Origin of the sequence: Mesorhizobium sp. M0293 (assembly GCF_040321735.1) — a bacterium.
Classification (GTDB): Bacteria; Pseudomonadota; Alphaproteobacteria; order Rhizobiales; family Rhizobiaceae; genus Mesorhizobium.
This window is the reverse complement of record NZ_JAMYSA010000043.1, coordinates 25,287-46,319: the sequence shown is the minus strand read 5'-3', so window position 1 is coordinate 46,319 and position 21,033 is coordinate 25,287. Positions and strand designations below refer to the sequence as shown.

Sequence of the window (21,033 nt, the reverse complement as noted above, 5' to 3'; positions counted from 1 at the left end):
GGTTTTCATGGCGAAGCTGACTTACAAAATCGTCGAGCATGACGGCGGCTGGGCCTACAAGGTCGGAGCAACCTTCTCGGAGACGTTTCCCACGCATGAGGACGCATTGCGCGCCGCCGAAATCGCTTCGGCCGAGCAGCAGGTCGCCGGAGCCACGGACGGCATTCAGTACGAGGACGCCGAAGGCAAATGGCATGAAGAACTCGCAGACGGCCGGGATCGGCCGCAAACAGAGGTTTCCGAGTAAGCCTGGGATCTCCAGTTAATTTTTGGCGGTATAGAGCGGGGCGCCAGCCGCAGACGTCCGGAGAGGAAACGCTCCGCAGCCAGCAACCGCCCGCGTGGCCTTATTTGCCGCAGTACTGATCGTTGACGTTCTGCCCGGCATTGGCGTCCGGACCGGGCGTGTTATGGGCACATGGTCCAATCCCGCCGGTGTTGCCCATGGTGTTCAACCCGGAGCCGTCTGCATTGATGCTACCGGTGGTGTTGGGATCGACAGTCGTCTGGTCTTCATTACCGAACAGCCACCAGTTGTGACGGCTGGAATATGTGCTGTCCGACGACTGCGCCATCGCCGATGTGGCGAGGCCGATCGTCAGGACGGATGCTGCGAGAAGTTTTGTGTACATTTTGAATTACTCCATATCTTCGTCGTCTTGGGTGCGACGCGGGCAAAACCCGGCAATCAGCCGAATGGTTCCTTGAAATTGTTGTGAAGCCGGTTTGATGTCGGCTCGGAAAACGCACGCGCCGCAATGCGTTTGATGAAGGTAATGCTCCGTTCGGGCTCATTGAATTGCGGCATGTGGCCGAGACCGTCGACAGATTCGAAATCAAGTGTTTCGATTTCGCTCTGCATTGGCTCGCCGTGGGTACGGATATCGACAACGCGGTCGGCCGTTCCGAAGAGAATGCCGGCCGGCATGGCGATCTCGCCATAACGCTGCTCGATGCGGCCGAGATCCTGTTCGACTGCCACGACATCCGACGACGTGGCGTAGAAATGGGCTGGCCTCAGCCCGAGCCATCCACCTGCGTCGACCATGTAATCGGCAGGAAAAGCCTGCGGCGCGAAGATGAATTCCATCGTCGGCCGCGCATATCGGAGACTTGTCGGTATCGCCATGGTGTAAGCCGTGATCCAGCGCCGCAGGCGCGAGGGGATATTGAGCAAGCCGGACTTTTCGCGCATGCCGGCTTCCAGATGGGTCAATGGCGCCAAGAGCGCGATGCCGGAAATCGCCTCGGGGTGCTCCACGGCCAGGGTCAGCGCGACGGCGCCGCCCAGCGAGTGACCGACCACCAGCGGCCTTTCCAGCCCCAGGGCTTCGATGAAGCGGCGTACGATCTCAGCCTGTTCGGGCAGCCGGCCCGTAGCGCCGCGCGCCCGCACCGAATAGCCCGACCCTGGTCGATCAAGCGCGATCAACCGGTAGCCCGGGCCGAACCGTCCAAACAGAGTGTGCCCGAAATGATGGAGTTGGGCACCAAGCCCGTGCACGAAGACGATCGGCCGCCCTTCACCCTGATCGACATAATGGATGCGGTTGCCGTCGATCTCGATGAATTTTCCGACCGGCGGCACCAGCCTTTCGGCCTTGGCGGCGATCCACAGCGTCGCCAGCACCAGACAGGCGATGACAAGGACTGCCAGCAACAACAGCACGGCCAGCAGCCACGACAGAATCGACAACAGCATTGTTCACCCGGACCAGAGTCTGGTTGAGCTTAGCCGCATCCGGCGCCGCTGCAACCTTGCATCGAAACTGTGGCCCAGGGACCCGTCGACAGGTCGATTTGCGCTGACGCGGCAGCCCGCCGGGCATTCAATGGATATCTGGGAGTGTTCACCGTTCCGGCGGCATTGCCGCCGCCGCCGCGCCGCGCTATCTCAGGCCACCGTCATGCCGGAGCCTTCCATGCCTGAAATCGTAACAGCCGCCATGCTCGTCATCGGCGATGAGATTCTGTCCGGCCGAACCAAGGACAAGAACATCGGCCATCTCGCCGATATCATGACGGCGATCGGCATCGACCTGAAGGAGGTGCGCATCGTGCCGGACGAGGAAGACGAGATCATTGCCGCGGTGAATGCGGTGCGCGCCCGCTACACTTATGTGTTCAGCACCGGCGGCATTGGACCGACGCATGACGACATCACGGCCGATTCCATTTCCAAGGCTTTCGGCGTGCCTTGCGAATACGATGCCAAGGCCTACGCGATGCTGGAGGCAAGCTACGCCGCGCGCGGCATCGAATACACAGAGGCCCGCAAGCGCATGGCGCGGATGCCGCGCGGCGCCGATCTCATCGACAATCCGGTGTCGGTTGCGCCCGGCTTCCGCATCGGCAACGTCCATGTCATGGCCGGTGTGCCGTCGATCTTCCAGGCCATGCTCGACAACGTCGTACCGACGCTGAAGGCCGGCACGAAAATGCTGTCGGCGACCGTGCCCTGCCCATTCGGCGAAGGCCTTATCGGCGGGCCGCTGGGCGACATCCAGAAAGCGCATCCGGACACGATCATCGGCTCCTACCCGAAATATGGCGATGGCAAATTCTGGACCGAACTGGTCGTGCGTGCCCGCAGCCAGGAGGCGCTGGATGCCGCACGTGCCGATGTCGAGGCCATGGTGGCCGGGTTCGCCAGCAATCCCGGCTGATCTGGTCCACACCGGAACCAAGCACGACGCTGCAACGTTTCCTCGGTGCGAGTTCGGTAGCTCGTAAACTGAGGGATTATCATGCGATTCAAAACCATCGTCGCCATTCTGCAGAACGAGCAGGACGCGGAGCGCGTGCTCGACTGCGCCATTCCTCTCGCCACCCGGTTCCAGAGCCATCTGACCGGTATCCATGCCGAAACGCTTCCGGTGCCCTACACTTCGGCCACGGGTTTTCCGGACACTGAATTCCTGCAGGTTTCGGCCGACATGAACCGGGAGCGTGCCGAAAAACTGCAGGCGACTTTCCTCAGACGCATCGAGGATTCCGGCCTGTCCTTCGAGTGGCGAAGCCTGGAGAGCTTTTCGGGTGACAGTGCGCTGACCGGGATTTCGAGCGTGCGCGCCGCCGATCTGATCATAGCGGCGCAGCGCGAGACGGGCGGTGACCCGAGCGCGGATGTCGACACGCTGGTCTATGATGCGGGCCGGCCGGTGCTGGTGGTGCCGCATGCGGGTCCGCTGGTCACCACCTTCAAACATGTGCTGCTCGCGTGGAACGGCAGCAAGGAGGCGGCGCGCGCCGCCGTCGACGCGCTGCCCTTCATCATCGAAGCCGAGAAAACCGACATATTGGTCATCGACCCGCCTGAAACGCTCGACGACAGCCCGGAGGCCGCCGGCGCCGAAATCGCGGCCGCGCTGTCGCGCCACGGCGCCAACGTCAGCGTCTCGGTGCAGCAGTCGGGCGGCAATTCGATCGATGACATCATCCAGACCAGGATCGCGGAGACCGGCGCCGATCTGCTGGTGCTCGGCGCCTACAGCCACTCATGGCTGCGCCAGCTTCTGTTCGGCGGCGTGACGCGCAGTGTGCTGCGCACCGCGCCGGTGGCAGCCTTCCTGTCGCGCTGACGCATGTCACTCATAAGTGGCTCCGGGCTTGAGAAAACGACATGCATGGCAACAGAGACTTGAAGCGCATCGCATGAATTCGTTTCGACGCGACGCACTTGAAGTCCACAGCGATTGCTCAGGCCTGCTCTTGCCAAGCCCCTGCTCTTGCCAAGAAGGGGGCTTTCCAGCTAATTCCGCGCGCATTCCCCTGTTTTCTTGCGCGCGATCCCCGCGTGCTGCGGAGTGCGCGACATGTCCCTTCCCGAAAAAGCCTTTCCGGTCTCCTGGGACCAGTTCCATCGTGATGCCCGCGCGCTCGCCTGGCGGCTTGCCGGCGCCAACAAGGGGCAGTGGAAAGCGATCGTCTGCATCACACGCGGCGGGCTGGTCCCAGCGGCGATCATCTCGCGCGAACTCGGCATCCGGGTCATCGAGACGGTCTGTGTCGCCTCCTATCACGACTACACCAGCCAAGGGCAGATGCAGGTTCTCAAAGAGATTACACCCACCCTGCTGGTCGATGACGGCGTCGGCGTGCTGATCATCGACGACCTGACCGACACCGGCAAGACGGCGGCCATCGTGCGCGCGATGATGCCGAAGGCGCATTTCGCCACCGTCTACGCCAAGCCGAAAGGGCGGCCACTGGTCGATACTTTCGTCACCGAAGTCAGCCAGGACACCTGGATCTATTTCCCATGGGACATGGGCTTCACCTACCAGAAGCCGATCGCCGACGACCACGCCGGCTGATTCGCAACAACCTGCCTGTTACAGATCAGCAACTTGCACCGGGCATTGTTTGCTTTCGCAAATGGGCCCGACAGGCCAGATATTTTGCGAAATCGACGTCTACTGGCGGAAATCGGCGTGACGAATGAAATTTTTTACTTTTATTGCTGACAATTAGCCGTAAGATTCGTGAGACGGCAAACGATTCCGGAGGCTGGGGCTAGCTTCTTCGATGTTAACGAGGCCAACGACGCACAATCATCTGGCCGAAAGGGTCCGACGGCTCTTCGGCACGGCGCCGTGCCGCCTGCAGGTTGCCGCCTTGCCCTGGCGCGATACCGGGAACGGTGTCGAGATCATGCTGATCACCAGCCGCGATACCGGGCGTTGGGTTATTCCCAAGGGCTGGCCCGAGGCCAGGGAGCCGCTCTGCGAGGCCGCGGCGCGCGAGGCCGGCGAAGAAGCCGGACTGCGCGGGAGTGTCTCTCATCTCGAAGCCGGCCGTTACTTCTACGCCAAGGTGCTGGCTTCCGGCGAAGAAGTGCCGTGCGAGGTTCTGGTGTTCCCGCTGCACGTCGACAAGGTCGCCGACCGCTGGAAGGAAAAACACTCCCGCACCCGCAAATGGGTCAGTTCCAGCGAAGCGGTGCGCATGATCAACGAACCCGACCTTTGCCAGATCATCGCCTATTTCTGTGCCGATCCGCACAGCTTCCCCTGAAGGGGCATTGAACGGCCGCGGCGGCGCGCCTCAACGTGAATGCTTTGCTAAGGAATCACGGGTACGGTTCGGCAGCTCTGGTATTTTCATCGATGGCGAACCCTGCAAGTCCAATTCCGAACGAACCCGGCGAGCCCCAGCGCGAGCATCGTCCGCGTGTGCTCAAGGGCGGGTCGATCATCACCGGAATTTCGAATTCGGAAGTCGGTTGCACACTGCGCAATCAGCACGAAGGTGGCGCCGAACTGAAGGTACCGCTCGAAGCCCGGGTTCCCGATCGCTTCCTTCTCTATGTGCCGCTCGATGGCATTGCCTATCGATGCGAGGTTCGCTGGCGGCGCAATGACCGCCTTGGCGTGCAGTTCACCGGCACCGAGCCAAAACCCCGGCTGCATTACGGCTGATCCTGCCGGGGCTTGGGTGGCAAGCTTGCGCCTCGGTCCTCCTCGCAATAACTTGGCCTTGCCACAGCCCCGTTGCCCCTGGCGGCAAATCGCGATCGCCGCGCCGAATTCTATCCCCGTTATCCACATATGTGACACACAAGATGTTGGGGTCACAAAAGCTACGCAAACGAATCCTTGACGGCGCAAAACGAGTCGCCTTTTATAGGCCATGCGCTTCTGTTGAGAGTGCGACCGGAAAGTTCTGAGCCCGGTCTTTTTCCTGGATTATGTGCGTTTTTGCTCGCATTTCCGCCCGTTTACGAGGCCGGCGGAAGCGTTGGAATTGTGGGGCGATTGGGGACGATTGGGACAATTGTCGGGCTTGAATAAATTGTCTGTTAACACTATATTTAGTGTTTGCAGGTAGGCTCGACGCTAGATAGTGTGAATTTCCCTCAAGTGAGGGAATCGGAAAAAATCAGTTTTGAGGGACCCGTGGGTTCATCGGCGCGTTGGACAGTCGCTTCGCAAGGAGTTTTGACCAGCAGGGCCGGCGAAGACTGCGAAATGGAGAAGCCGGCCGTTTTTGAACGCCGGCAGACGGCGGACATGCGTGTTTCGCATTGGGGCAGAAATCCCCTGACGAAAGCGCTATATATAGACAAAAGGGACCGGACCAATGCGCATCGAGCGTCGTTTCACCAAGCCAGGACAATCTGCCTATGCGGAGATCGAATTCCGCAAGGCGCTTTCGGAGATCAAGAATCCGGATGGTTCGGTGGTGTTCCGCTTGGACAACATCGATGTTCCGGCGCAGTTCTCCCAGGTTGCCGCCGACATCCTGGCGCAGAAGTATTTCCGCAAGGCCGGTGTTCCCGCGCGCCTGAAGAAGATCGAGGAGAACGACGTCCCCTCCTTCCTGTGGCGCTCCGTCGCCGACGAGGCCGAACTCGCCAAGCTGCCGGAAGCCGAGCGCTACGGCTCCGAGATCGACGCCCGCCAGGTCTTCGACCGGCTGGCCGGCACCTGGACCTATTGGGGCTGGAAGGGCGGCTACTTCAAGTCGTCGGAGGAAGACGCACGCGCCTTCCGTGATGAGCTTGCCTATATGCTGGCCACCCAGCGCGTGGCGCCGAACTCGCCGCAATGGTTCAACACCGGCCTGCACTGGGCCTATGGCATCGACGGCCCGAGCCAGGGCCACTTCTATGTCGACCCGTTCACCGGCAAGCTGACCAAGTCGAAGTCCTCCTACGAGCATCCGCAGCCGCATGCCTGCTTCATCCAGGGCGTGCAGGACGACCTCGTCAACGAGGGCGGCATCATGGACCTTTGGGTGCGTGAAGCGCGCCTGTTCAAATACGGCTCCGGCACCGGTTCCAACTTCTCGCTGCTGCGCGGCGAAGGTGAAAAGCTGTCGGGCGGCGGCCGCTCGTCCGGCTTGATGAGCTTCCTCAAGATCGGCGACCGCGCGGCGGGCGCCATCAAGTCGGGCGGCACGACGCGTCGCGCCGCGAAAATGGTCATCGTTGACGCCGACCACCCCGATATCGAGGAATTCATCGACTGGAAGGTCAATGAAGAGCAGAAGGTCGCCTCGCTGGTGACCGGCTCCAAGATCGTCAAGAAGCATCTCGAAGCGATCATGAAGGCCTGCGTCAATTGCGAAGGCCATGATGACGATTGCTTCGACCCGTCGATCAACTCCGCGCTGAAGCGCGAGATCAAGGCGGCCAAGAAGTCCGCCGTGCCGGAGAACTACATCTACCGCGTCATCCAGTTCGCCAAGCAGGGCTACTCCCAGATGTCGTTCAAGACTTACGACACCGACTGGGATTCGGATGCCTACCTCACGGTCTCGGGCCAGAACTCCAACAATTCGGTGTCGCTGAAAGACAATTTCCTGCGCGCCGTCGAGGACGATGCCGACTGGCACCTGACCGCCCGCAAGGACGGCAAGGTGCTGAAGACGCTGAAGGCCAGGGATCTCTGGGAAAAGATCGGCTATGCCGCCTGGGCTTCGGCCGATCCGGGCCTGCATTTCAACACGACGATGAACGATTGGCATACCTGCGCTTCCGCCGGTGCGATCCGGGCGTCCAACCCGTGCTCGGAATACATGTTCCTCGACGACACGGCCTGCAACCTCGCCTCGATCAATCTGCTGCCCTACCGCAACGCCGACGGCACGATCGACATCGCCGCTTACGAGCACACTGTGCGGCTGTGGACCATCGTGCTGGAAATCTCCGTCATGATGGCGCAGTTCCCGTCGAAGGAGATCGCCAAGCAGTCCTACGAATACCGCACGCTTGGCCTCGGCTACGCCAACATCGGCGGCCTGCTGATGACCTCAGGCATACCCTACGATTCCGACGAAGGCCGCGCGATCTGCGCCGCACTCACCGCCATCATGACCGGCATGGCCTATGCCACCTCGGCCGAGATGGCCGGCGAGCTCGGCGCCTTCGCCGACTACGACCGCAATGCGCAGAACATGCTGCGCGTCATGCGCAACCACCGCCGCGCCGCCTATGGCGAGAAGCAGGGCTATGAGAAGCTCGCCGTCAACCCGGTGCCGCTGGTCGCTTCCGACCTGAAGCAGCAGGAGCTTGCCACCCACGCCAAGGCCGCTTGGGACCGCGCCATCGAGCTTGGCGAGGAGCATGGCTACCGCAATGCGCAGGCGACCGTCATCGCGCCGACCGGCACGATCGGTCTGGTCATGGATTGCGACACCACCGGCATCGAGCCCGACTTCGCCCTGGTGAAGTTCAAGAAGCTGGCCGGCGGCGGCTATTTCAAGATCATCAACCGCGCCGTGCCGGAAGCGCTGCGCACGCTCGGCTACTCCGAAGCCCAGATCGGCGAGATGGAGGCCTATGCGGTCGGCCACGGCAACCTCAACCAAGCGCCGGCCATCAACCCCGGCGCGCTCAAGGCCAAGGGTTTCACCGACGAGAAGATCGTGGCGCTCAACGCAGCCTTGAAGTCGGCCTTCGACATCAAGTTCGTCTTCAACCAGTGGACGCTCGGCGCGGACTGGGTGAAGGAGACGTTCGGGTTCACCGACGAGCAGCTCAACGATTTCTCGTTCGAGATCCTGCCGGCGCTCGGCTTCTCCAGGAAGGACATCGAGGCCGCCAACATCCATGTCTGCGGTGCGATGACGCTGGAAGGCGCGCCCTTCCTCAAGCCCGAACACCTGGCTGTGTTCGACTGCGCCAGCCCATGCGGCAAGATCGGCAAGCGCTCGCTGTCGATCAACAGCCACATCCAGATGATGGCGGCAGCGCAGCCCTTCATCTCCGGCGCTATCTCCAAGACCATCAACATGCCCAACGATGCGACGGTGGAAGACGCCAAGGGCGCCTATATGCTGTCGTGGAAGCTGGCGCTGAAGGCCAACGCGCTCTATCGCGACGGCTCGAAGCTCTCGCAGCCGCTCAACTCCTCGCTGCTCGCCGATGGCGAGGACGATGAGGAAGAAGCCCTCGAGCAGCTGATCGCCGCACCGGCGGCGGCGCGCGCGGCGCAGATCACCGAACGGATTGTCGAGCGCATCATCGAACGCGTGTCGCGCGAGCAGGAAAAGCTGCCCGGCCGCCGCAAGGGCTACACGCAGAAGGCCAAGATCGGTGGCAACACCATCTTCCTGCGCACCGGTGAATATGACGATGGCCGTCTCGGCGAGATCTTCATCGACATGAACAAGGAAGGCGCGACACTGCGTGGCCTTCTCAACAACTTCGCCATCGCCATTTCGCTGGGCCTGCAATATGGCGTGCCGCTCGACGAATATGTGCACGCCTTCACCTTCACCAAATTCGAGCCGGCCGGCATGGTGCAAGGCAACGACGCCATCAAGAGCGCGACGTCGATCCTCGACTACGTGTTCCGCGAACTGGCGATCTCCTATCTCGGCCGCAACGACCTCGCCCATGTCGACCAGTCGGACTTTTCCAACACCGCACTTGGCCGCGGCATCAGCGAAGGCAAGACGGATGCGGTCTCCAAGGGCCTGACCCGTGGCGCTTCGCCGGTGAAGCTGGTGTCGCGCGTCAGCGGCAATGATCCGAAAGGCTTTGCAGCACCCTCGGGCGCCCCTGCCCGCTCAGTGCCGACAGCCTTCTCCGGTTCCAACGTGCTGGCGCTGAAACCGGCCAGCGACGAAGCGGTCGCCTACAAGCGCGACTATGAGGAGCGGGCAAAGGAACTGGCCGAGGACATCGCTTTCGAGGAAGCGGCTGCTTCGGACGCCACGGCAGGCTTGTTCACCGACGCCGCGGCCGTTGAGGCGGCCGAAGCAAAAAAACTCGCCAACGACCGTCGCGCCAAGTCGCTGCTTCAAGGCTACACCGGCAATTCCTGCTCCGAGTGCCAGAACTTTACCATGGTACGCAACGGGACTTGTGAGAAGTGCGATACGTGCGGCTCGACGAGCGGGTGCAGCTGAGAGCCGATGCCACTGGTGCCACACTCAAAGTTGGGTACCTGAAAGCCAATGTTGTGTACTTGGAGCGGCTAATCGGCCGCTTCTCATAAAGCCAGCAAGTGAGAGGCGGCCGATTGCGGAGGGAGTGCGTTCACTCTGACAACGACGCAAAGCCCTATTCCGAACAAGAAGGCCCAGGTACATCGACTGGGCCTTCTCATTTGGATGCCATGATGTGGTATGCGGAGCCGAATCCGCTGATTGGCGCCGTGCGGCTATCCTGATCAGAAATTATTCATTGAGATGTTGACCCTCGATCAGATTGAGACTTTGCTTGGCGCGGAGGCTCGGCAGGCAGTCGAGAGGAAGCGTCGCGGGGGAGACAGTGCCGACAAAGGATCTGCCTACGAACGCGAATACGCCCTAGCGCGTATCGTTCAACTAGCTGTGGAATGTCTTCTGTCGGCGGACGACGGGACAGAATTTCGCTTACAAGCGCAGGCGCTCTGTTTCATCGATGACTTTCTCGTCCACCATCCTGACCGTTCGATCTTTTCGCAACTGAAGGACAAGCAGAGCCAGAGCTGGGCGGGTCTGGCCGACGATTGCCGCTCGCAGCGCGCGTTCAACGAGGCAGCCAGGCTAGAAGGGGCCATCGAGATCGTTGTTTCCAAAGCTGACGTTGCCACTCGGCTAGCCGAAAGTCGCCCAGATGATCTAGCCGATGTAGATGTGGTTCATTTCGAGACCCCCTTTCGGGACTACGATGAAACGATAGGCAAGATTCTGGAGCCTTTTGACACCAGCAACGCGAGAAGGGACAGTCGCCGTCACATCCTCGCAGCTTGGGAAGACCTAGGTCGCAATGCAACGCTTGCCCAGATTCTACAGCGCGCAAGCGAATTCTCATCGGGAGCCATTCGAACTCTCGAGCCGGAATTTCTGCTTCGGGAGGGCATTCGCATCATTCTGGATCAGTTACCCGACTTCAATTACCGTATCCGTTCGAGGACCTTCATCTATGACTTTCCCGATTTGCGCGGGCGAGTTCCTTATCAATGCGGCACTGAACGGTGGAATGATTTCGAGAATCGATTGCAACTTTCTCCGCCATCGGATTTCCTTGAGTTCTTCGTACTGACAAAGGACACGCCATGACGAGTCGCAGGCGATATCTCGGCGTAGCTACGAACGACGTCCTCGAGCCGCTTGCAGCGCTGATGGAAGCGAGCACTCCGCCCGCAGCCTACCGAGACGCGTTGCAGCACCTAGGCGACTGCCTCGCGAACCGGATGTCACAATCTGTCGACCTGAAGGGCAAAGTCGTTTTGGTCGTCGCTGGGGTGGAGGACGTCGACTCATTGGGAAGCGGATTTATCGAGGTCCTGGCTAAGGCGGGCGCGGATGTCCGACTAACTTGCTTGTGGATGGACCGTAAGACGTTAAAGGTCCCGTATCGCGAGGAAGTCGCTAATATCATTCAGGAGTACATGGACCCCATCCCCCCACACGTCGACCACTTCGTAGTTCTGAAGAGCATCGTTTCTAGTTCGTGCACCATCCGGACAAGCCTTCTGAGAATGCTTGACGAGACAGATCCGGGGCGTATCCACGTCGCATCGCCAGTGATGCTCAAGGGCGCGCGGAAGCGGCTCGAGGCTGAGTTTCCTGCTTCGGTTGGAGACAAGTTTGAGTACTGGATTCTAGCCGTAGATGCGCAAGCGGATGAGAATGGTAACGTCATCCCAGGTATCGGCGGCAGTGTCTATCAGCGGATGGGGTTTGACAGCCAGGATGACAAAAACTTTTATATGCCTGCGCTGGTCGCGGACCGGATTGTCAGCCGTCGAAAGCCTAGCGATCAGCCTTCGTTGTAGAATCTGAAGCACATACAAATCGTATCCCATGTCGAAAACGGTTTGTCGGCGCGGGAAGTCTCTCGGCTCCATTTCGGTCACTGCCAGCCATGCAGGCCATCAGGTAAGACGAACTGCGGGCGGGAAAACATTTCCCGAACCCGCTGAATTCCTATGAGAGCGATTCAAGTGCAGCGTGAACCCGGTCGGCAAGGCTTTCAGCTCCGGATGCGGCGATCCAGCTTTGCCAGGCCACGTGCGTTGCTCTGCCTTCCGCCAGGCGACCGGCGAACAAACCTTGAGCCACGGCCCTTGGCAAGGCTACATCATCGTAGAACTCAAAATCCCTGGTCCAGCGTACGGCCGCAATCCAGTCGGCTTTCTCGAGATTGTGTGGCTTGAGCGATATTCGGGGAAAAGGTCCATCCGTGCCAAGCATGCGCGACTTTACCTCGATCTTTCCGGATAACGGCGAGATGACATCGCTTCCGCGATTGTTGCCTCCAACCACTTCTCCGTCGGTAGCAATGGCCACAACTAGCTCCGCAAGGAGCTGATGACTAATGCTGTCGTAGCGCTTGATGCAGTTCGCCGTTCTCAAGATGCTGTACATCTCCGCGGCGTCCTGGTGGGCATACTTCGCTTTCACTGGCTGCTCCGTGTAACCTCTTGGGCAGTCGAGCTACTAGGTCGAGGATTGCGCCAAGCTATCCGCATCCCTGCCGTTACCTCCCGTGTCGCGTCCGAAGTGCCCGAAACGCGCTCGAGCAAATGAGTATTAACGTACGCTTCTATCGTTGATTGCACCACATCGGGAAGTTAGGAAGACGGATGCTTGAAAAAGGAGAATTTGCTTTGGCCGACGAGACTTTCAATCTGATCGAACTGACCGCCGACATCGTTTCCGCCTACGTCAGTAAGAACGCGGTACCGGTGGCTTCTATGCCGGAACTGATTTCCATCGTGAATTCGTCACTTTCGAAAATTGGCCAGCCGATAGAACCCGAGAAGCCGGCCCAAGATCCAGCAGTCAATCCGAAGAGATCAGTGTTTCCTGACTACATTATTTGCCTCGAGGACGGAAAGAAATTCAAATCCCTGAAGCGTCATCTCGGCGTCCACTACGGACTGACTCCGGATGAATACCGCGAGAAGTGGGGATTACGGGCGGACTACCCTATGGTAGCGCCGAACTATTCGGCTTCGCGGTCGGAATTAGCCAAGTCTATGGGTCTTGGTCGGAAGGGCCCTGCCAAGGCTGCAAAAAAGTCGGCACGGCAGAAGGCTCGCCAATAGCTTGAGATTTGAGGCGACTGAGAGAGGACATCGATGGAAAGGGCTTCACGCTTATTTGCCGCAGCTTTCCGCAGTTTTGCGCTAGCCGCCCTCCTTCCCGTGACGGTGGCTCGCGCCGATTGGCAATTCACCAGATGGGGGCAGTCGCCAGACGAGGTTTTGAAATCGAGCAAGATCGCATTGAGCCAATCGACGCCGGAGGACCAAGCTGGGCATGCTATCCCGCTAATCCGCGGCGCCGCGCTTCTGAATGGCATCTACGCCGCTCCGGAATTCAAGGCCCCGGTCTGGCTATACTTTGCCGACAACAAGTTAAGCGGTGTCTACCTTGAGATTGCCGATGGCGAAACCGCTTCGCTCATCGGAGGCCGACTTTCGAATCAATACGGAGCGCCAGCCGAGAAGAACGATGGCTCCCAAGGTGACTGCAAGTATTCAGCCAAGACATGGAACGACGCGGACCGAGGAAACCGGGTGCATTTCTCGTGGGACGTTTGCGACAGCGGCTTCCATAATTTCGTACTGATCTACACCCCGATCGAACAACCAGACAGCGGACTCTAGAACAACGATCAAGCCGAAGCAGCCGCCGGCATCGCCATCTACGGCCGCTTCCATGGCTTCAGCTGCCTGATGTCGCTGATGCACGATGCGTCAAGCAGCATAGCTTTACATCAAACCTCAAAGAGAAGATGGCGACTGTTTCCTCCCTTGGACTCGGAACACGGCAACTGAGTAATCGGCCTGCCCTGACGGCGGCCGTTTACGGATGACGTCGACCAAGTTCTCGATGTGATCGCTGCCTCCACCTCGATCAACCAGATCAAGGACCATCAGAGCGCAGAACCTTACGCTTGTCCGCTGATAGGAAACCGTCTGAAGGCCAAACTCGTCGACCAATTGTGCGAGGGTCAGATGGGTGTGGGTCTTCTTCAGCTCGGCGACGGTTTTCACTCCTGCCTGCTGGAAGTGAACATCCGCCCGCCCGTGCGCTATGCCCGGAACTTCGCGCTGTGCGCATTCCTTCAGTGGCGTGCCCTGCAGGAATCCGAAATAGTCGCGGTGGAGGTCGCTTTCGACGGGAGGCTCCTTGCGGCTGAGGTTGAAGAGGTAATCGACGCCGGACACCGCTGCGGGTGTCTGGTTTTCCCGAGACGACACGAAAAGCAGCGTATAGTACAGGATAAGCAGGAAGAACCCGGCTGCGGCTCCCTGATAGTCTGGATTTCCGAACAGCTTCGAATGCAGGACCTCAAGGATTCTGATCGTGACCGGATCGGTATAAAGGAGAAAGTCCGCCGACATGGAAGCCGCTAGAACCTTGGCCGCCTGCCCTCTCAGTGCGAGTGGAACGTGATCTTCCGACAGGATTTCGGCGGCGGTCGCTGCGGCGGCCACCGCCTCAATAGGGTTTCGCCGGAGACTTGCCTCCATTGCATGTTGGATTTGTGTCCTCATCCCCGCAATCGCGGCAGCAGAGCCCTCTTGGGGATTATCCTCGAGCCACTGGTCAAGACAAGCGAGGCGCGAGCGCTCTTCCCGCATCGCTGCGACGATCCGCGGCCGGACCACTGCTTCCACGCCACCGTCAGCAGACCTCTTCAGGATCAGCTTGCTCGCGCAGAACACGCGCGCAAGCTCGTCTTCGATGACCCGAGCGGCATCAAGCCAGGCTTTTTTCAGCAGGCTCAAGTCTAGCGCGGCGAGCCGCGCGCCTAGCTCTGACCAAAAAATGCCTTCCATGATGGACGAGCCCAACCAGCTAGTCCGATCGATCCGACGGTTCGACGGCATCAGGATCGCCATGTACTCGAAAGCGGACGTCCTAATCGACGCGAGCCGATCCTGAAGTCCCTGGCTGTGGTTCCCCTGTTGGAAATCCAGGAGCACGTCGAGGCAGGATGAGTAAAGCGCGGCATCGTATCTCACTTCTGCCGCAGCCATCGCCTGCTTCATTCGCTGGCTCGCCTTTGACAGGGACGAGATCGCTGTTTCGCGGTTGCCGTCACCGAGTGCGTCTGCGATATGAAGCAGTCCCAGCGCAACCAACGCCTCGTCCTCGGCTTCCGGGACATCGAGAAGCAATTCCAGCTGCCTGTAGAGATCGGCATCGGATACATGGGCGAGGACTACGCCCTGGATCCGCGCGACATGGCGCAAGTAATCGCCCTCGTCATCTGCGGTCACATCAAGCAAGTGAGACTGCAGGGCGCGAAGCAGCGCCGGGCGGCCTTGAGCGACAAACATCGCGCCAAGCAGGGCGTGAGATCTCGTGCCAGAATAACGGGATCTATCGGCAGACTGGGCGATGAAAGCCCTCAGAAGGGACCGCGCGAATCTGTCACTGAGCGGGACTGTCGGTAGCAGCCTTACCGTTTCGGCCATGACTCCGGGATCGGCCGTATGAGCGACCAGGTCTGCGGCAGCTGACGCGCCGTCACCCGTTCCTGCTCTTCCAAGCGCCTGGAAGAACTCTACCGCTTCCGGCATGTCTACTATGTCCGCAGCGGCACGTGAAAGCGCATCGGCCGACAGGCTGCGTAGGTCTAGCGGCTCGCCGCGGCGGCAGGCATCCACGAAGCGACGGGCAAGTTCATCCATGTCCATTCTATCCTAGAAAAGCTCGGCACTCCCGATAGCTTCCCTACGGTGACTGAAATCCACCACGGCGTCGAGTTCGGGTCGTTTGACCGCGCCCACGATGACCTGGACTCCCGGCATTTCCGCCACCACTTCGCCTACGGCGCGGACGAGCTGGGAGAAGTCCTTGGCGCTCATTTCTGGCGCGGCGGGGGAATCCAGCACCAGCATTCCTGGATGACGGCCGAACCCGCGGGCCTGAGCGACCTTCAGTGTGGCCAGGGAAGCGGCCAGCCGCATGCGAAGATTCTCACCCACGTTCAGGCCGCCAAACGTATTGTCCGTGCCTCCCTGGCGGATATCCATGCGGTGGGGTTTGAAGGAAAGCGTCTCGAGGTTTGCCACTCCGAATTTTTCGGCGAGCTTGAAGGTTTCGCCTTCGACGTCTTTCATGATTGCAGCCTGCATGTCCTCCATCATTCGTTTGGTAAGGTCGGTCGCGGCCTCTAGGATCCGTTGGGTAGCTAAATCGGCATCGCTGATCGTTTCCTGGTCATCGCCCTCCCGCTGAAGTTCCTCCAGACGGCCCTCGATGACCGCGATATCGAGTGCCAACTGGCTCGAAACGTCCTCCTTCGACAGCTGACGTTCCGTCTCCTTTAGAAGACGCAATGCCTTTTCCCGAATTGCCTCTGCGTCTGTAAGTGACTTCTCCCCCTTCGCCATCGCTGCTGAGGCAGATTTCCACGCTGCGTCGGCATCCTTCGCCGCTGTCTCCATCGCGGTCAGATTTGCCGCATCGTCATCGTCACCATGCACCTCGCTGCTCCCGCAGAGGCCACAGGCTTCGGCTTCGACTGCCTCGAACCTACCGGGCTGGAAGCCGCTCTCGCACGCGGGGCAGCAGACAGGCCTAAGCTTTCTGAACACATAGCCAGCCGCCGCCTCGTCCTTGGCTTGCTGCAGCAATCTTCTCGTCTCGGTATGGACAGCTGCGGCATTCATCGCGCGAGTGCGCAGCTGTTCGAGACTGTTTCTCGTCCCTGTGACGGCTGCCTGGGCGGTGGCGACTTCGCCATCGAGGCGGTCGAGGTCGAGCCTCAACCCGGACCTGTCCGGCAGCTTCGCCGCCTCGCCTTTCTTCTTCGCCAGCAGATCAGTTAGTTCTTTGAGGCGCGCGGCGATTCGGGATTTCTCGGCCGTCGATGCTCGCCGCTTCCTGTCGGATACGTCCTTGGTCCGTTTGAGCGCGCTCGCCAAGGCCGTGTAGGTCGAGACCCAGGGAAGTCCAATGAACATCTGGATGAGTCTCAGAGGAAGGCCGTCCTCCATGTTCTCGCCGAAAATCGCCTTGCTGGGACCCGTGATGAAAAGGGCCGCTGACATGGCTGGCCATCCATGCTCTACGACTGACCCGCTCGCGGACTTGTACGCATGGAACCGTTCGAATCCGAGTTCTTCCATGAAGAGGTCCGCCACAGCACCAGTGAGCCCCTCACCTGCGGAACCCGAGTAGAGTGCAACCTCGGCAGTCCCGTCCCTACGCATAAGCAACGCCTTGCCCTGCTTTTCATCCGTCTCGCCTACTTCCTTGAGGATGCGAACCTCGTACTGCACGTCGTCGATGCTGAATCCGACGCTGGCGGAATCGATCCAACTCCAGATGTCTTTCTTTATTCGGCCTGGGAATCTGCCCTGGAGCGCGGCACGGACCAACAGCAGGATGCTCGACTTGCCTTTCGAGTTCCCCTCTGAAAGCAACGCCCATAGGCCCGGGCCCAATCCGGACCACTCGAACAGGAATCTGTCCTCCGATCGAAGTGTCTTCTTTTGGCCTTCGATCCTTATCGATGTAGCGGTGACCGTGCGCGCCCGCGGCAGGATAGGCTGCGCCCGAACACCGAACTCCTCAAGCACGTTGGAGACGGCCTCAGCAGTCGCGCCCGCGTCTTCCCCGATCCTTCCAAGCCATTGCGCCGTTCCGGTCGGCAGGTTGTCCTCGCTCATGCTTTCGCTCCCGTAGTGCCAGCGATCCTGCGCAGCACGCGTTCCTTAATGGAGGGGATCGCCTCACCGAACGGCGTGCCGGCATACTCCTCCTCGGCGTAGTGGATGTCCTTCAGCGCGGTTCCGCTCTTGTTCTGGGCGACCTTGAGTGCCAGAGCGGTTTGGCGCTCATACCAGGCCAGGCCAGGCTGCTGCGACAGCGCCTCTGCGAGGAAGTTCCGGGCCAGTGGACCTGTAAGATATTCGTACATGTAGCCGCCGTTCGGCAGCTTGCGCCTCATCGACTTCGCGAGGCCGCGGAAACCCAGTATTGCAAGCGACGTCTGTAGGTCGTCGTAGGCGCCGCGACGCCAACGAACCATCTTCACCAAACGGAGGTCAGGCTCTTCCTCCCGCAAAATTTCGGCAGCTGCGTCGAACAGCGTACCGTCTCTGGTGGACTTGTGCAGGTCCAGTAACTGCTCGGCTAGGTAGTCGGGGTAGCGCAGCCAGAAGTCGATCGCGAGTGCGCGCTTCTCGCCGAGAAAAACTCGGTCCCAGCCGTCCTGTGGCGTCTCCATTGGAATGCTGCCGCGCACGAGAATGAACAGCAGCCGCAACGCGTCTCTGAACGCGTGGCCGACTTCTTCGCGAGGATCAGTCGGACCGGCTTGTTCTTCCTGCATGCTCCCCCCTCGACGAAACGAGCCGCCGCAATTCTGCTGCGAATGGCGCCAATCGACCTTCGGCGCTGATCTGAACCAGTTCGTTCAGGCCGCTGCGGCTCGAAAAATGGCCTTCATCATAAGCGCAGATCGGAATCTGCCTGTTGTCCCTGAAGCGCCTGTCCGGCCCCCCATTCCGGTTGGGGTGTAGCCACGTATGCCCCACCACCCTCGCATCGGATGGAACCCGTCCGTCTTCAACGAACCTTGTGCTCTGGACATCCAATTGAAGCTCACCGTATTCGACCGCGCCAACCTTTGCATTGTCCACGACCAGAATCCGATCAGGGAAGAAGTGAAGCACCTGCTTTCCTACAGGGATAGATGGAACGTCGATGTTCGACTTCACGACGCCCGGGCTGGAGAGAGCCAGCCGGATGTTGCTGCGATTTTGGATCCGCGTCGCGCCGCCGTTGCGCTTCCAATTGCGATCGTTTCCCTCGGCTGCGACGTGCCATATAGAATCTGTTCCGATCAGGCGTTCAAACGACGCAACAAACCCTAGATATCGCTCCAAAACGTCGGGTTCAAAGTCGTATAGAAGGACAACCGAACGCCGGATTTTGTCCAAGTAAGAGCCGACAATCATGGCAATCACGGTGAGAACAACACCACCCGCAGCAATGGATTTGAGACTTGCCAGGAGCAAAACCGCGACAACCAACGCTCCGATTATGAAGGCAGCCATACTTAGACGGATTCTGGAATGTTTGCCGTTAATTTCGGCTAGGAGGGACGCCGCTGACTCCGGAACCATATCGAGTACGGAACCGCTCTCGATCTCATGCATCGCGACTTCATCGTGGTGATGGCGTGGAGTCCGCCCCGGTAGGCTGCTCATGGAAACCGGAACTGACTTTCGAACAGGCCGAACCGAAGGCAAAGTGGCTCGGTAGTAGAAGCCATTTCTTCCAGCATGGATGTAGTTGCCGCGAGGTCCGCTTCCGACCCTGAGTCCCGGTATGCCTACTGACGCTCCGATTCCGGATTTCGACAAATTGAAACGGAACGGTCCGACTGAAACCGATTTTCGAATATGGAATCCCACGATACGCCCCCCGGCACTCGTTCCTAATAACTTTGACTTCTAACTGTTTAGCCAAAGATCCTTCAACTGATATTTCTCTGAAATCTCCCGGATCGACTATATGGCTACATCCGATTTTTGTTGTTCTCCAATTTTTCTCCCAAGTCCACCCAGGGGTGCTGTGGGCCAGCGCGGAATTTTCTCCAGACCTCGCCTGACTCAGCTGCACTCGCACCCCTGGGAATGTCGACAAGAAAAGGCATAGATCATTCTGCGGCAAGGCGCTCCAGCACGACTGGAACACGGCTCTGCACTGCGTGACCGCAGAAAAGCGCGATCTAGATCGCCTTATCAAAGCCGATTTAAGAGAAAACCAATGACCTGCCAGTAGGCGTGTCCCGAAAGGAACAACGCTTGGCCCATGCCACCTACGCTATCGGGGATGTTCACGGCCGTGCCGATCTTCTCGAATCCTTGCTAGCCGCGATCGCAGGAGATGCAGATGCGTCCGGTGCCGAACCTCGAGTGCTGTTCCTCGGCGATATCGTCGACCGCGGTCCCTGCAGCCGTGAAGCGATGGATCTCGTTTGCGACACCCTCGCCCGGTGGCCGCGGTCACGGCTGATCCGGGGCAACCACGACGCCTACTTCCTAGACTTCATGACCGCCGACCAGGTTGACGAGGATAGGTTCGGGAGATGGGTGCGGCGGATCGGCGGCTACCAGACTATGGAGTCCTATGGCCTCCTGTCTGCTGGCAGCATCCGGGACGCAGCCGACAGGTTTCGAGCAGACCACGCTAGCCACCTGCAGGCGCTGAAAGATGCCTCACCGATCGTCGTCGACGATCGCTTCGCTTATGTTCACGCAGGAATCGATCCTACCCGTTCCATCGGCGACCAGGCCCCAAAGGACTTAATGATGATCCGGGACAGGTTCCTCGATCATGAGGGGCAGCTGTCGCACATCATCGTGCACGGCCACACCCCGACGTCGGACAGCATGCCAGACTCGAGGCCATGCCGGATCGCCATAGACACGGGTGCCTATGCCTCTGGCAGACTAACCTGTCTGGCGATATCCGCCGATGAACGGAACCTTCACTTCCTGTTTGCTACGGCTTCGGGCGGAAGCATCGAGGTCGCGCGGGGCAGGCAGACGAATGACCGATTTTTTCCGGCTGAAAGCGAAATATCCGGACCTCATTCCGACGACGATGACATTTCAGTGCGGAGTCGGGTGGGAACGGGTTCTGGATCAATATTTCGGTGAGATAGCCCAGGCGTTACCTGCGGGCGCTCGACTGAGCCTCGATCGGGTTTACGAGAAATACGGGAGCTTGAGGATCGATGCTACGGCAGCGGGCATTGTCACCCCCGAGATTAGGCTTGCGCTGGACAAGGCAGAGGTACTCGCAGATTCGCGCTCCTACCGATATTGTGAGACTTGCGGCAAGCCGGGAAGTCTTCGCGACAAGCGAATGTTATACGTCGCATGTGAAGACCATGCTGACGGAGCGGCGGCCCTGCCGCCAGACGAGGGCGGGGTCAGACTGGACGGAATTGCCTACGAGTACGATGAAGAGGCCGACGATCTGGTCGTTGTCGAGGTGGAGAGGGAAGACCACTAGAACCATTCGGACTGTTGGCATCGCCCCGAGAGGCATCCGGCCTTTCGGCCCGTCTGCCATGCGACCGACAAATCAAATACCGTCCGAAGGTGACCC

20 protein-coding genes and 1 pseudogene are annotated in these 21,033 nt (G+C 59.7%); 13 read left to right on the top strand and 8 right to left on the bottom strand.

Translation table 11 applies throughout. The features are described 5' to 3' along the window. Nucleotides 1-7 precede the first annotated feature (7 nt). Nucleotides 8-247: a DUF2188 domain-containing protein gene (locus NKJ06_RS17875; protein WP_352629034.1), complete on the top strand. Its 240-nt coding sequence runs from the start codon at nt 8-10 to the stop codon at nt 245-247. A gap of 100 nt (nt 248-347) precedes the next feature. Here NKJ06_RS17875 and NKJ06_RS17870 read toward each other — a convergent pair whose 3' ends face one another. Continuing rightward, on the bottom strand, nt 348-632 hold the full coding sequence (locus NKJ06_RS17870; protein WP_352629036.1) for a hypothetical protein: 285 nt from the start codon (nt 630-632) through the stop codon (nt 348-350). A 56-nt stretch (nt 633-688) separates the two neighbouring features. Continuing rightward, on the bottom strand, nt 689-1,702 hold the full coding sequence (locus NKJ06_RS17865; RefSeq protein ID WP_352629037.1) for an alpha/beta fold hydrolase: 1,014 nt from the start codon (nt 1,700-1,702) through the stop codon (nt 689-691). A gap of 220 nt (nt 1,703-1,922) precedes the next feature. Here NKJ06_RS17865 and NKJ06_RS17860 point away from each other — a divergent pair, with 220 nt between their 5' ends. From NKJ06_RS17860 to NKJ06_RS17825, 8 genes are all read left to right on the top strand, one after another. Then, nucleotides 1,923-2,666: a competence/damage-inducible protein A gene (locus tag NKJ06_RS17860; protein ID WP_352629039.1), complete on the top strand. Its 744-nt coding sequence runs from the start codon at nt 1,923-1,925 to the stop codon at nt 2,664-2,666. Between the two features lie 81 nt (nt 2,667-2,747). Further along, nucleotides 2,748-3,581 (top strand): universal stress protein, encoded by an 834-nt coding sequence (locus tag NKJ06_RS17855; RefSeq protein ID WP_352810324.1) that lies wholly within the window; start codon nt 2,748-2,750, stop codon nt 3,579-3,581. A gap of 234 nt (nt 3,582-3,815) precedes the next feature. Continuing rightward, the gene (gene gpt / locus NKJ06_RS17850) at nt 3,816-4,316 is read left to right on the top strand and encodes a xanthine phosphoribosyltransferase (RefSeq protein ID WP_352629043.1); all 501 of its coding nucleotides are present in this window, start codon (nt 3,816-3,818) and stop codon (nt 4,314-4,316) included. 211 nt (nt 4,317-4,527) lie between these two features. Further along, nucleotides 4,528-5,016: an NUDIX hydrolase gene (locus tag NKJ06_RS17845; protein ID WP_352629045.1), complete on the top strand. Its 489-nt coding sequence runs from the start codon at nt 4,528-4,530 to the stop codon at nt 5,014-5,016. Nucleotides 5,017-5,108: 92 nt separating this feature from the next. Further along, nucleotides 5,109-5,420 (top strand): PilZ domain-containing protein, encoded by a 312-nt coding sequence (locus NKJ06_RS17840; RefSeq protein ID WP_352629047.1) that lies wholly within the window; start codon nt 5,109-5,111, stop codon nt 5,418-5,420. Between the two features lie 661 nt (nt 5,421-6,081). Next, entirely contained in the window at nt 6,082-9,858 is a 3,777-nt protein-coding gene (locus NKJ06_RS17835) for a vitamin B12-dependent ribonucleotide reductase (protein WP_352629049.1), read from the top strand. A gap of 282 nt (nt 9,859-10,140) precedes the next feature. Then, nucleotides 10,141-10,995 carry a hypothetical protein gene (locus tag NKJ06_RS17830; RefSeq protein ID WP_352810323.1) on the top strand — a complete coding sequence of 285 codons (855 nt, stop codon included), beginning with the start codon at nt 10,141-10,143 and terminating at the stop codon, nt 10,993-10,995. After that, nucleotides 10,992-11,714, top strand: a complete 723-nt coding sequence (locus NKJ06_RS17825; RefSeq protein WP_352810322.1) for a type I phosphoribosyltransferase — start codon at nt 10,992-10,994, stop codon at nt 11,712-11,714. The genes NKJ06_RS17830 and NKJ06_RS17825 overlap by 4 nt, the downstream gene beginning before the upstream one ends. Nucleotides 11,715-11,865: 151 nt before the next feature. On the opposite strand, the gene NKJ06_RS17820 is transcribed toward NKJ06_RS17825, so the two are convergent. Then, the gene (locus NKJ06_RS17820; protein WP_352810321.1) at nt 11,866-12,342 is read right to left on the bottom strand and encodes a hypothetical protein; all 477 of its coding nucleotides are present in this window, start codon (nt 12,340-12,342) and stop codon (nt 11,866-11,868) included. A 182-nt stretch (nt 12,343-12,524) separates the two neighbouring features. Here NKJ06_RS17820 and NKJ06_RS17815 point away from each other — a divergent pair, with 182 nt between their 5' ends. Together NKJ06_RS17815 and NKJ06_RS17810 are read left to right on the top strand one after the other, a co-directional pair. After that, nucleotides 12,525-12,989, top strand: coding sequence for a Ros/MucR family transcriptional regulator (locus NKJ06_RS17815; RefSeq protein WP_352810319.1), 465 nt, complete (start codon nt 12,525-12,527; stop codon nt 12,987-12,989). Nucleotides 12,990-13,022: 33 nt separating this feature from the next. Next, the gene (locus NKJ06_RS17810; protein ID WP_352810318.1) at nt 13,023-13,553 is read left to right on the top strand and encodes a hypothetical protein; all 531 of its coding nucleotides are present in this window, start codon (nt 13,023-13,025) and stop codon (nt 13,551-13,553) included. Between the two features lie 117 nt (nt 13,554-13,670). Here NKJ06_RS17810 and NKJ06_RS17805 read toward each other — a convergent pair whose 3' ends face one another. The 5 genes and pseudogenes from NKJ06_RS17805 to NKJ06_RS17785 form a co-directional block, all read right to left on the bottom strand. After that, a complete protein-coding gene (locus NKJ06_RS17805) occupies nt 13,671-15,590 on the bottom strand; it encodes a hypothetical protein (protein WP_352810317.1) in 1,920 nt (639 codons plus the stop codon). 12 nt (nt 15,591-15,602) lie between these two features. Continuing rightward, entirely contained in the window at nt 15,603-17,576 is a 1,974-nt protein-coding gene (locus tag NKJ06_RS17800; RefSeq protein WP_352810315.1) for a hypothetical protein, read from the bottom strand. Continuing rightward, nucleotides 17,573-18,241: a hypothetical protein gene (locus NKJ06_RS17795; protein WP_352810314.1), complete on the bottom strand. Its 669-nt coding sequence runs from the start codon at nt 18,239-18,241 to the stop codon at nt 17,573-17,575. The genes NKJ06_RS17800 and NKJ06_RS17795 overlap by 4 nt, the downstream gene beginning before the upstream one ends. Then, nucleotides 18,213-19,070 (bottom strand): hypothetical protein, encoded by an 858-nt coding sequence (locus NKJ06_RS17790; RefSeq protein WP_352810328.1) that lies wholly within the window; start codon nt 19,068-19,070, stop codon nt 18,213-18,215. The genes NKJ06_RS17795 and NKJ06_RS17790 overlap by 29 nt, the downstream gene beginning before the upstream one ends. 111 nt (nt 19,071-19,181) lie before the next feature. Next, nucleotides 19,182-19,328 (bottom strand): annotated as a pseudogene (locus NKJ06_RS17785) (DUF4236 domain-containing protein); the annotation flags it as partial. 393 nt (nt 19,329-19,721) lie between these two features. Here NKJ06_RS17785 and NKJ06_RS17780 point away from each other — a divergent pair. Together NKJ06_RS17780 and NKJ06_RS17775 are read left to right on the top strand one after the other, a co-directional pair. Next, nucleotides 19,722-20,579, top strand: coding sequence for a metallophosphoesterase (locus tag NKJ06_RS17780; RefSeq protein ID WP_352810313.1), 858 nt, complete (start codon nt 19,722-19,724; stop codon nt 20,577-20,579). Nucleotides 20,580-20,646: 67 nt separating this feature from the next. Then, a complete protein-coding gene (locus NKJ06_RS17775) occupies nt 20,647-20,937 on the top strand; it encodes a hypothetical protein (RefSeq protein WP_352810312.1) in 291 nt (96 codons plus the stop codon). Nucleotides 20,938-21,033: the final 96 nt, after the last annotated feature.

Bases quoted from the DNA above. Each gene is read 5' to 3' on its own strand.
- NKJ06_RS17875 (WP_352629034.1), top strand. From the start codon at position 8: ATGGCGAAGCTGACTTACAAAATCGTCGAGCATGACGGCGGCTGGGCC.
- NKJ06_RS17870 (WP_352629036.1), bottom strand. From the start codon at position 632: ATGTACACAAAACTTCTCGCAGCATCCGTCCTGACGATCGGCCTCGCC.
- NKJ06_RS17865 (WP_352629037.1), bottom strand. From the start codon at position 1,702: ATGCTGTTGTCGATTCTGTCGTGGCTGCTGGCCGTGCTGTTGTTGCTG.
- NKJ06_RS17860 (WP_352629039.1), top strand. From the start codon at position 1,923: ATGCCTGAAATCGTAACAGCCGCCATGCTCGTCATCGGCGATGAGATT.
- NKJ06_RS17855 (WP_352810324.1), top strand. From the start codon at position 2,748: ATGCGATTCAAAACCATCGTCGCCATTCTGCAGAACGAGCAGGACGCG.
- gpt (WP_352629043.1), top strand. From the start codon at position 3,816: ATGTCCCTTCCCGAAAAAGCCTTTCCGGTCTCCTGGGACCAGTTCCAT.
- NKJ06_RS17845 (WP_352629045.1), top strand. From the start codon at position 4,528: ATGTTAACGAGGCCAACGACGCACAATCATCTGGCCGAAAGGGTCCGA.
- NKJ06_RS17840 (WP_352629047.1), top strand. From the start codon at position 5,109: ATGGCGAACCCTGCAAGTCCAATTCCGAACGAACCCGGCGAGCCCCAG.
- NKJ06_RS17835 (WP_352629049.1), top strand. From the start codon at position 6,082: ATGCGCATCGAGCGTCGTTTCACCAAGCCAGGACAATCTGCCTATGCG.
- NKJ06_RS17830 (WP_352810323.1), top strand. From the start codon at position 10,141: ATGTTGACCCTCGATCAGATTGAGACTTTGCTTGGCGCGGAGGCTCGG.
- NKJ06_RS17825 (WP_352810322.1), top strand. From the start codon at position 10,992: ATGACGAGTCGCAGGCGATATCTCGGCGTAGCTACGAACGACGTCCTC.
- NKJ06_RS17815 (WP_352810319.1), top strand. From the start codon at position 12,525: ATGCTTGAAAAAGGAGAATTTGCTTTGGCCGACGAGACTTTCAATCTG.
- NKJ06_RS17810 (WP_352810318.1), top strand. From the start codon at position 13,023: ATGGAAAGGGCTTCACGCTTATTTGCCGCAGCTTTCCGCAGTTTTGCG.
- NKJ06_RS17805 (WP_352810317.1), bottom strand. From the start codon at position 15,590: ATGGATGAACTTGCCCGTCGCTTCGTGGATGCCTGCCGCCGCGGCGAG.
- NKJ06_RS17800 (WP_352810315.1), bottom strand. From the start codon at position 17,576: ATGAGCGAGGACAACCTGCCGACCGGAACGGCGCAATGGCTTGGAAGG.
- NKJ06_RS17795 (WP_352810314.1), bottom strand. From the start codon at position 18,241: ATGCAGGAAGAACAAGCCGGTCCGACTGATCCTCGCGAAGAAGTCGGC.
- NKJ06_RS17790 (WP_352810328.1), bottom strand. From the start codon at position 19,070: ATGCATGAGATCGAGAGCGGTTCCGTACTCGATATGGTTCCGGAGTCA.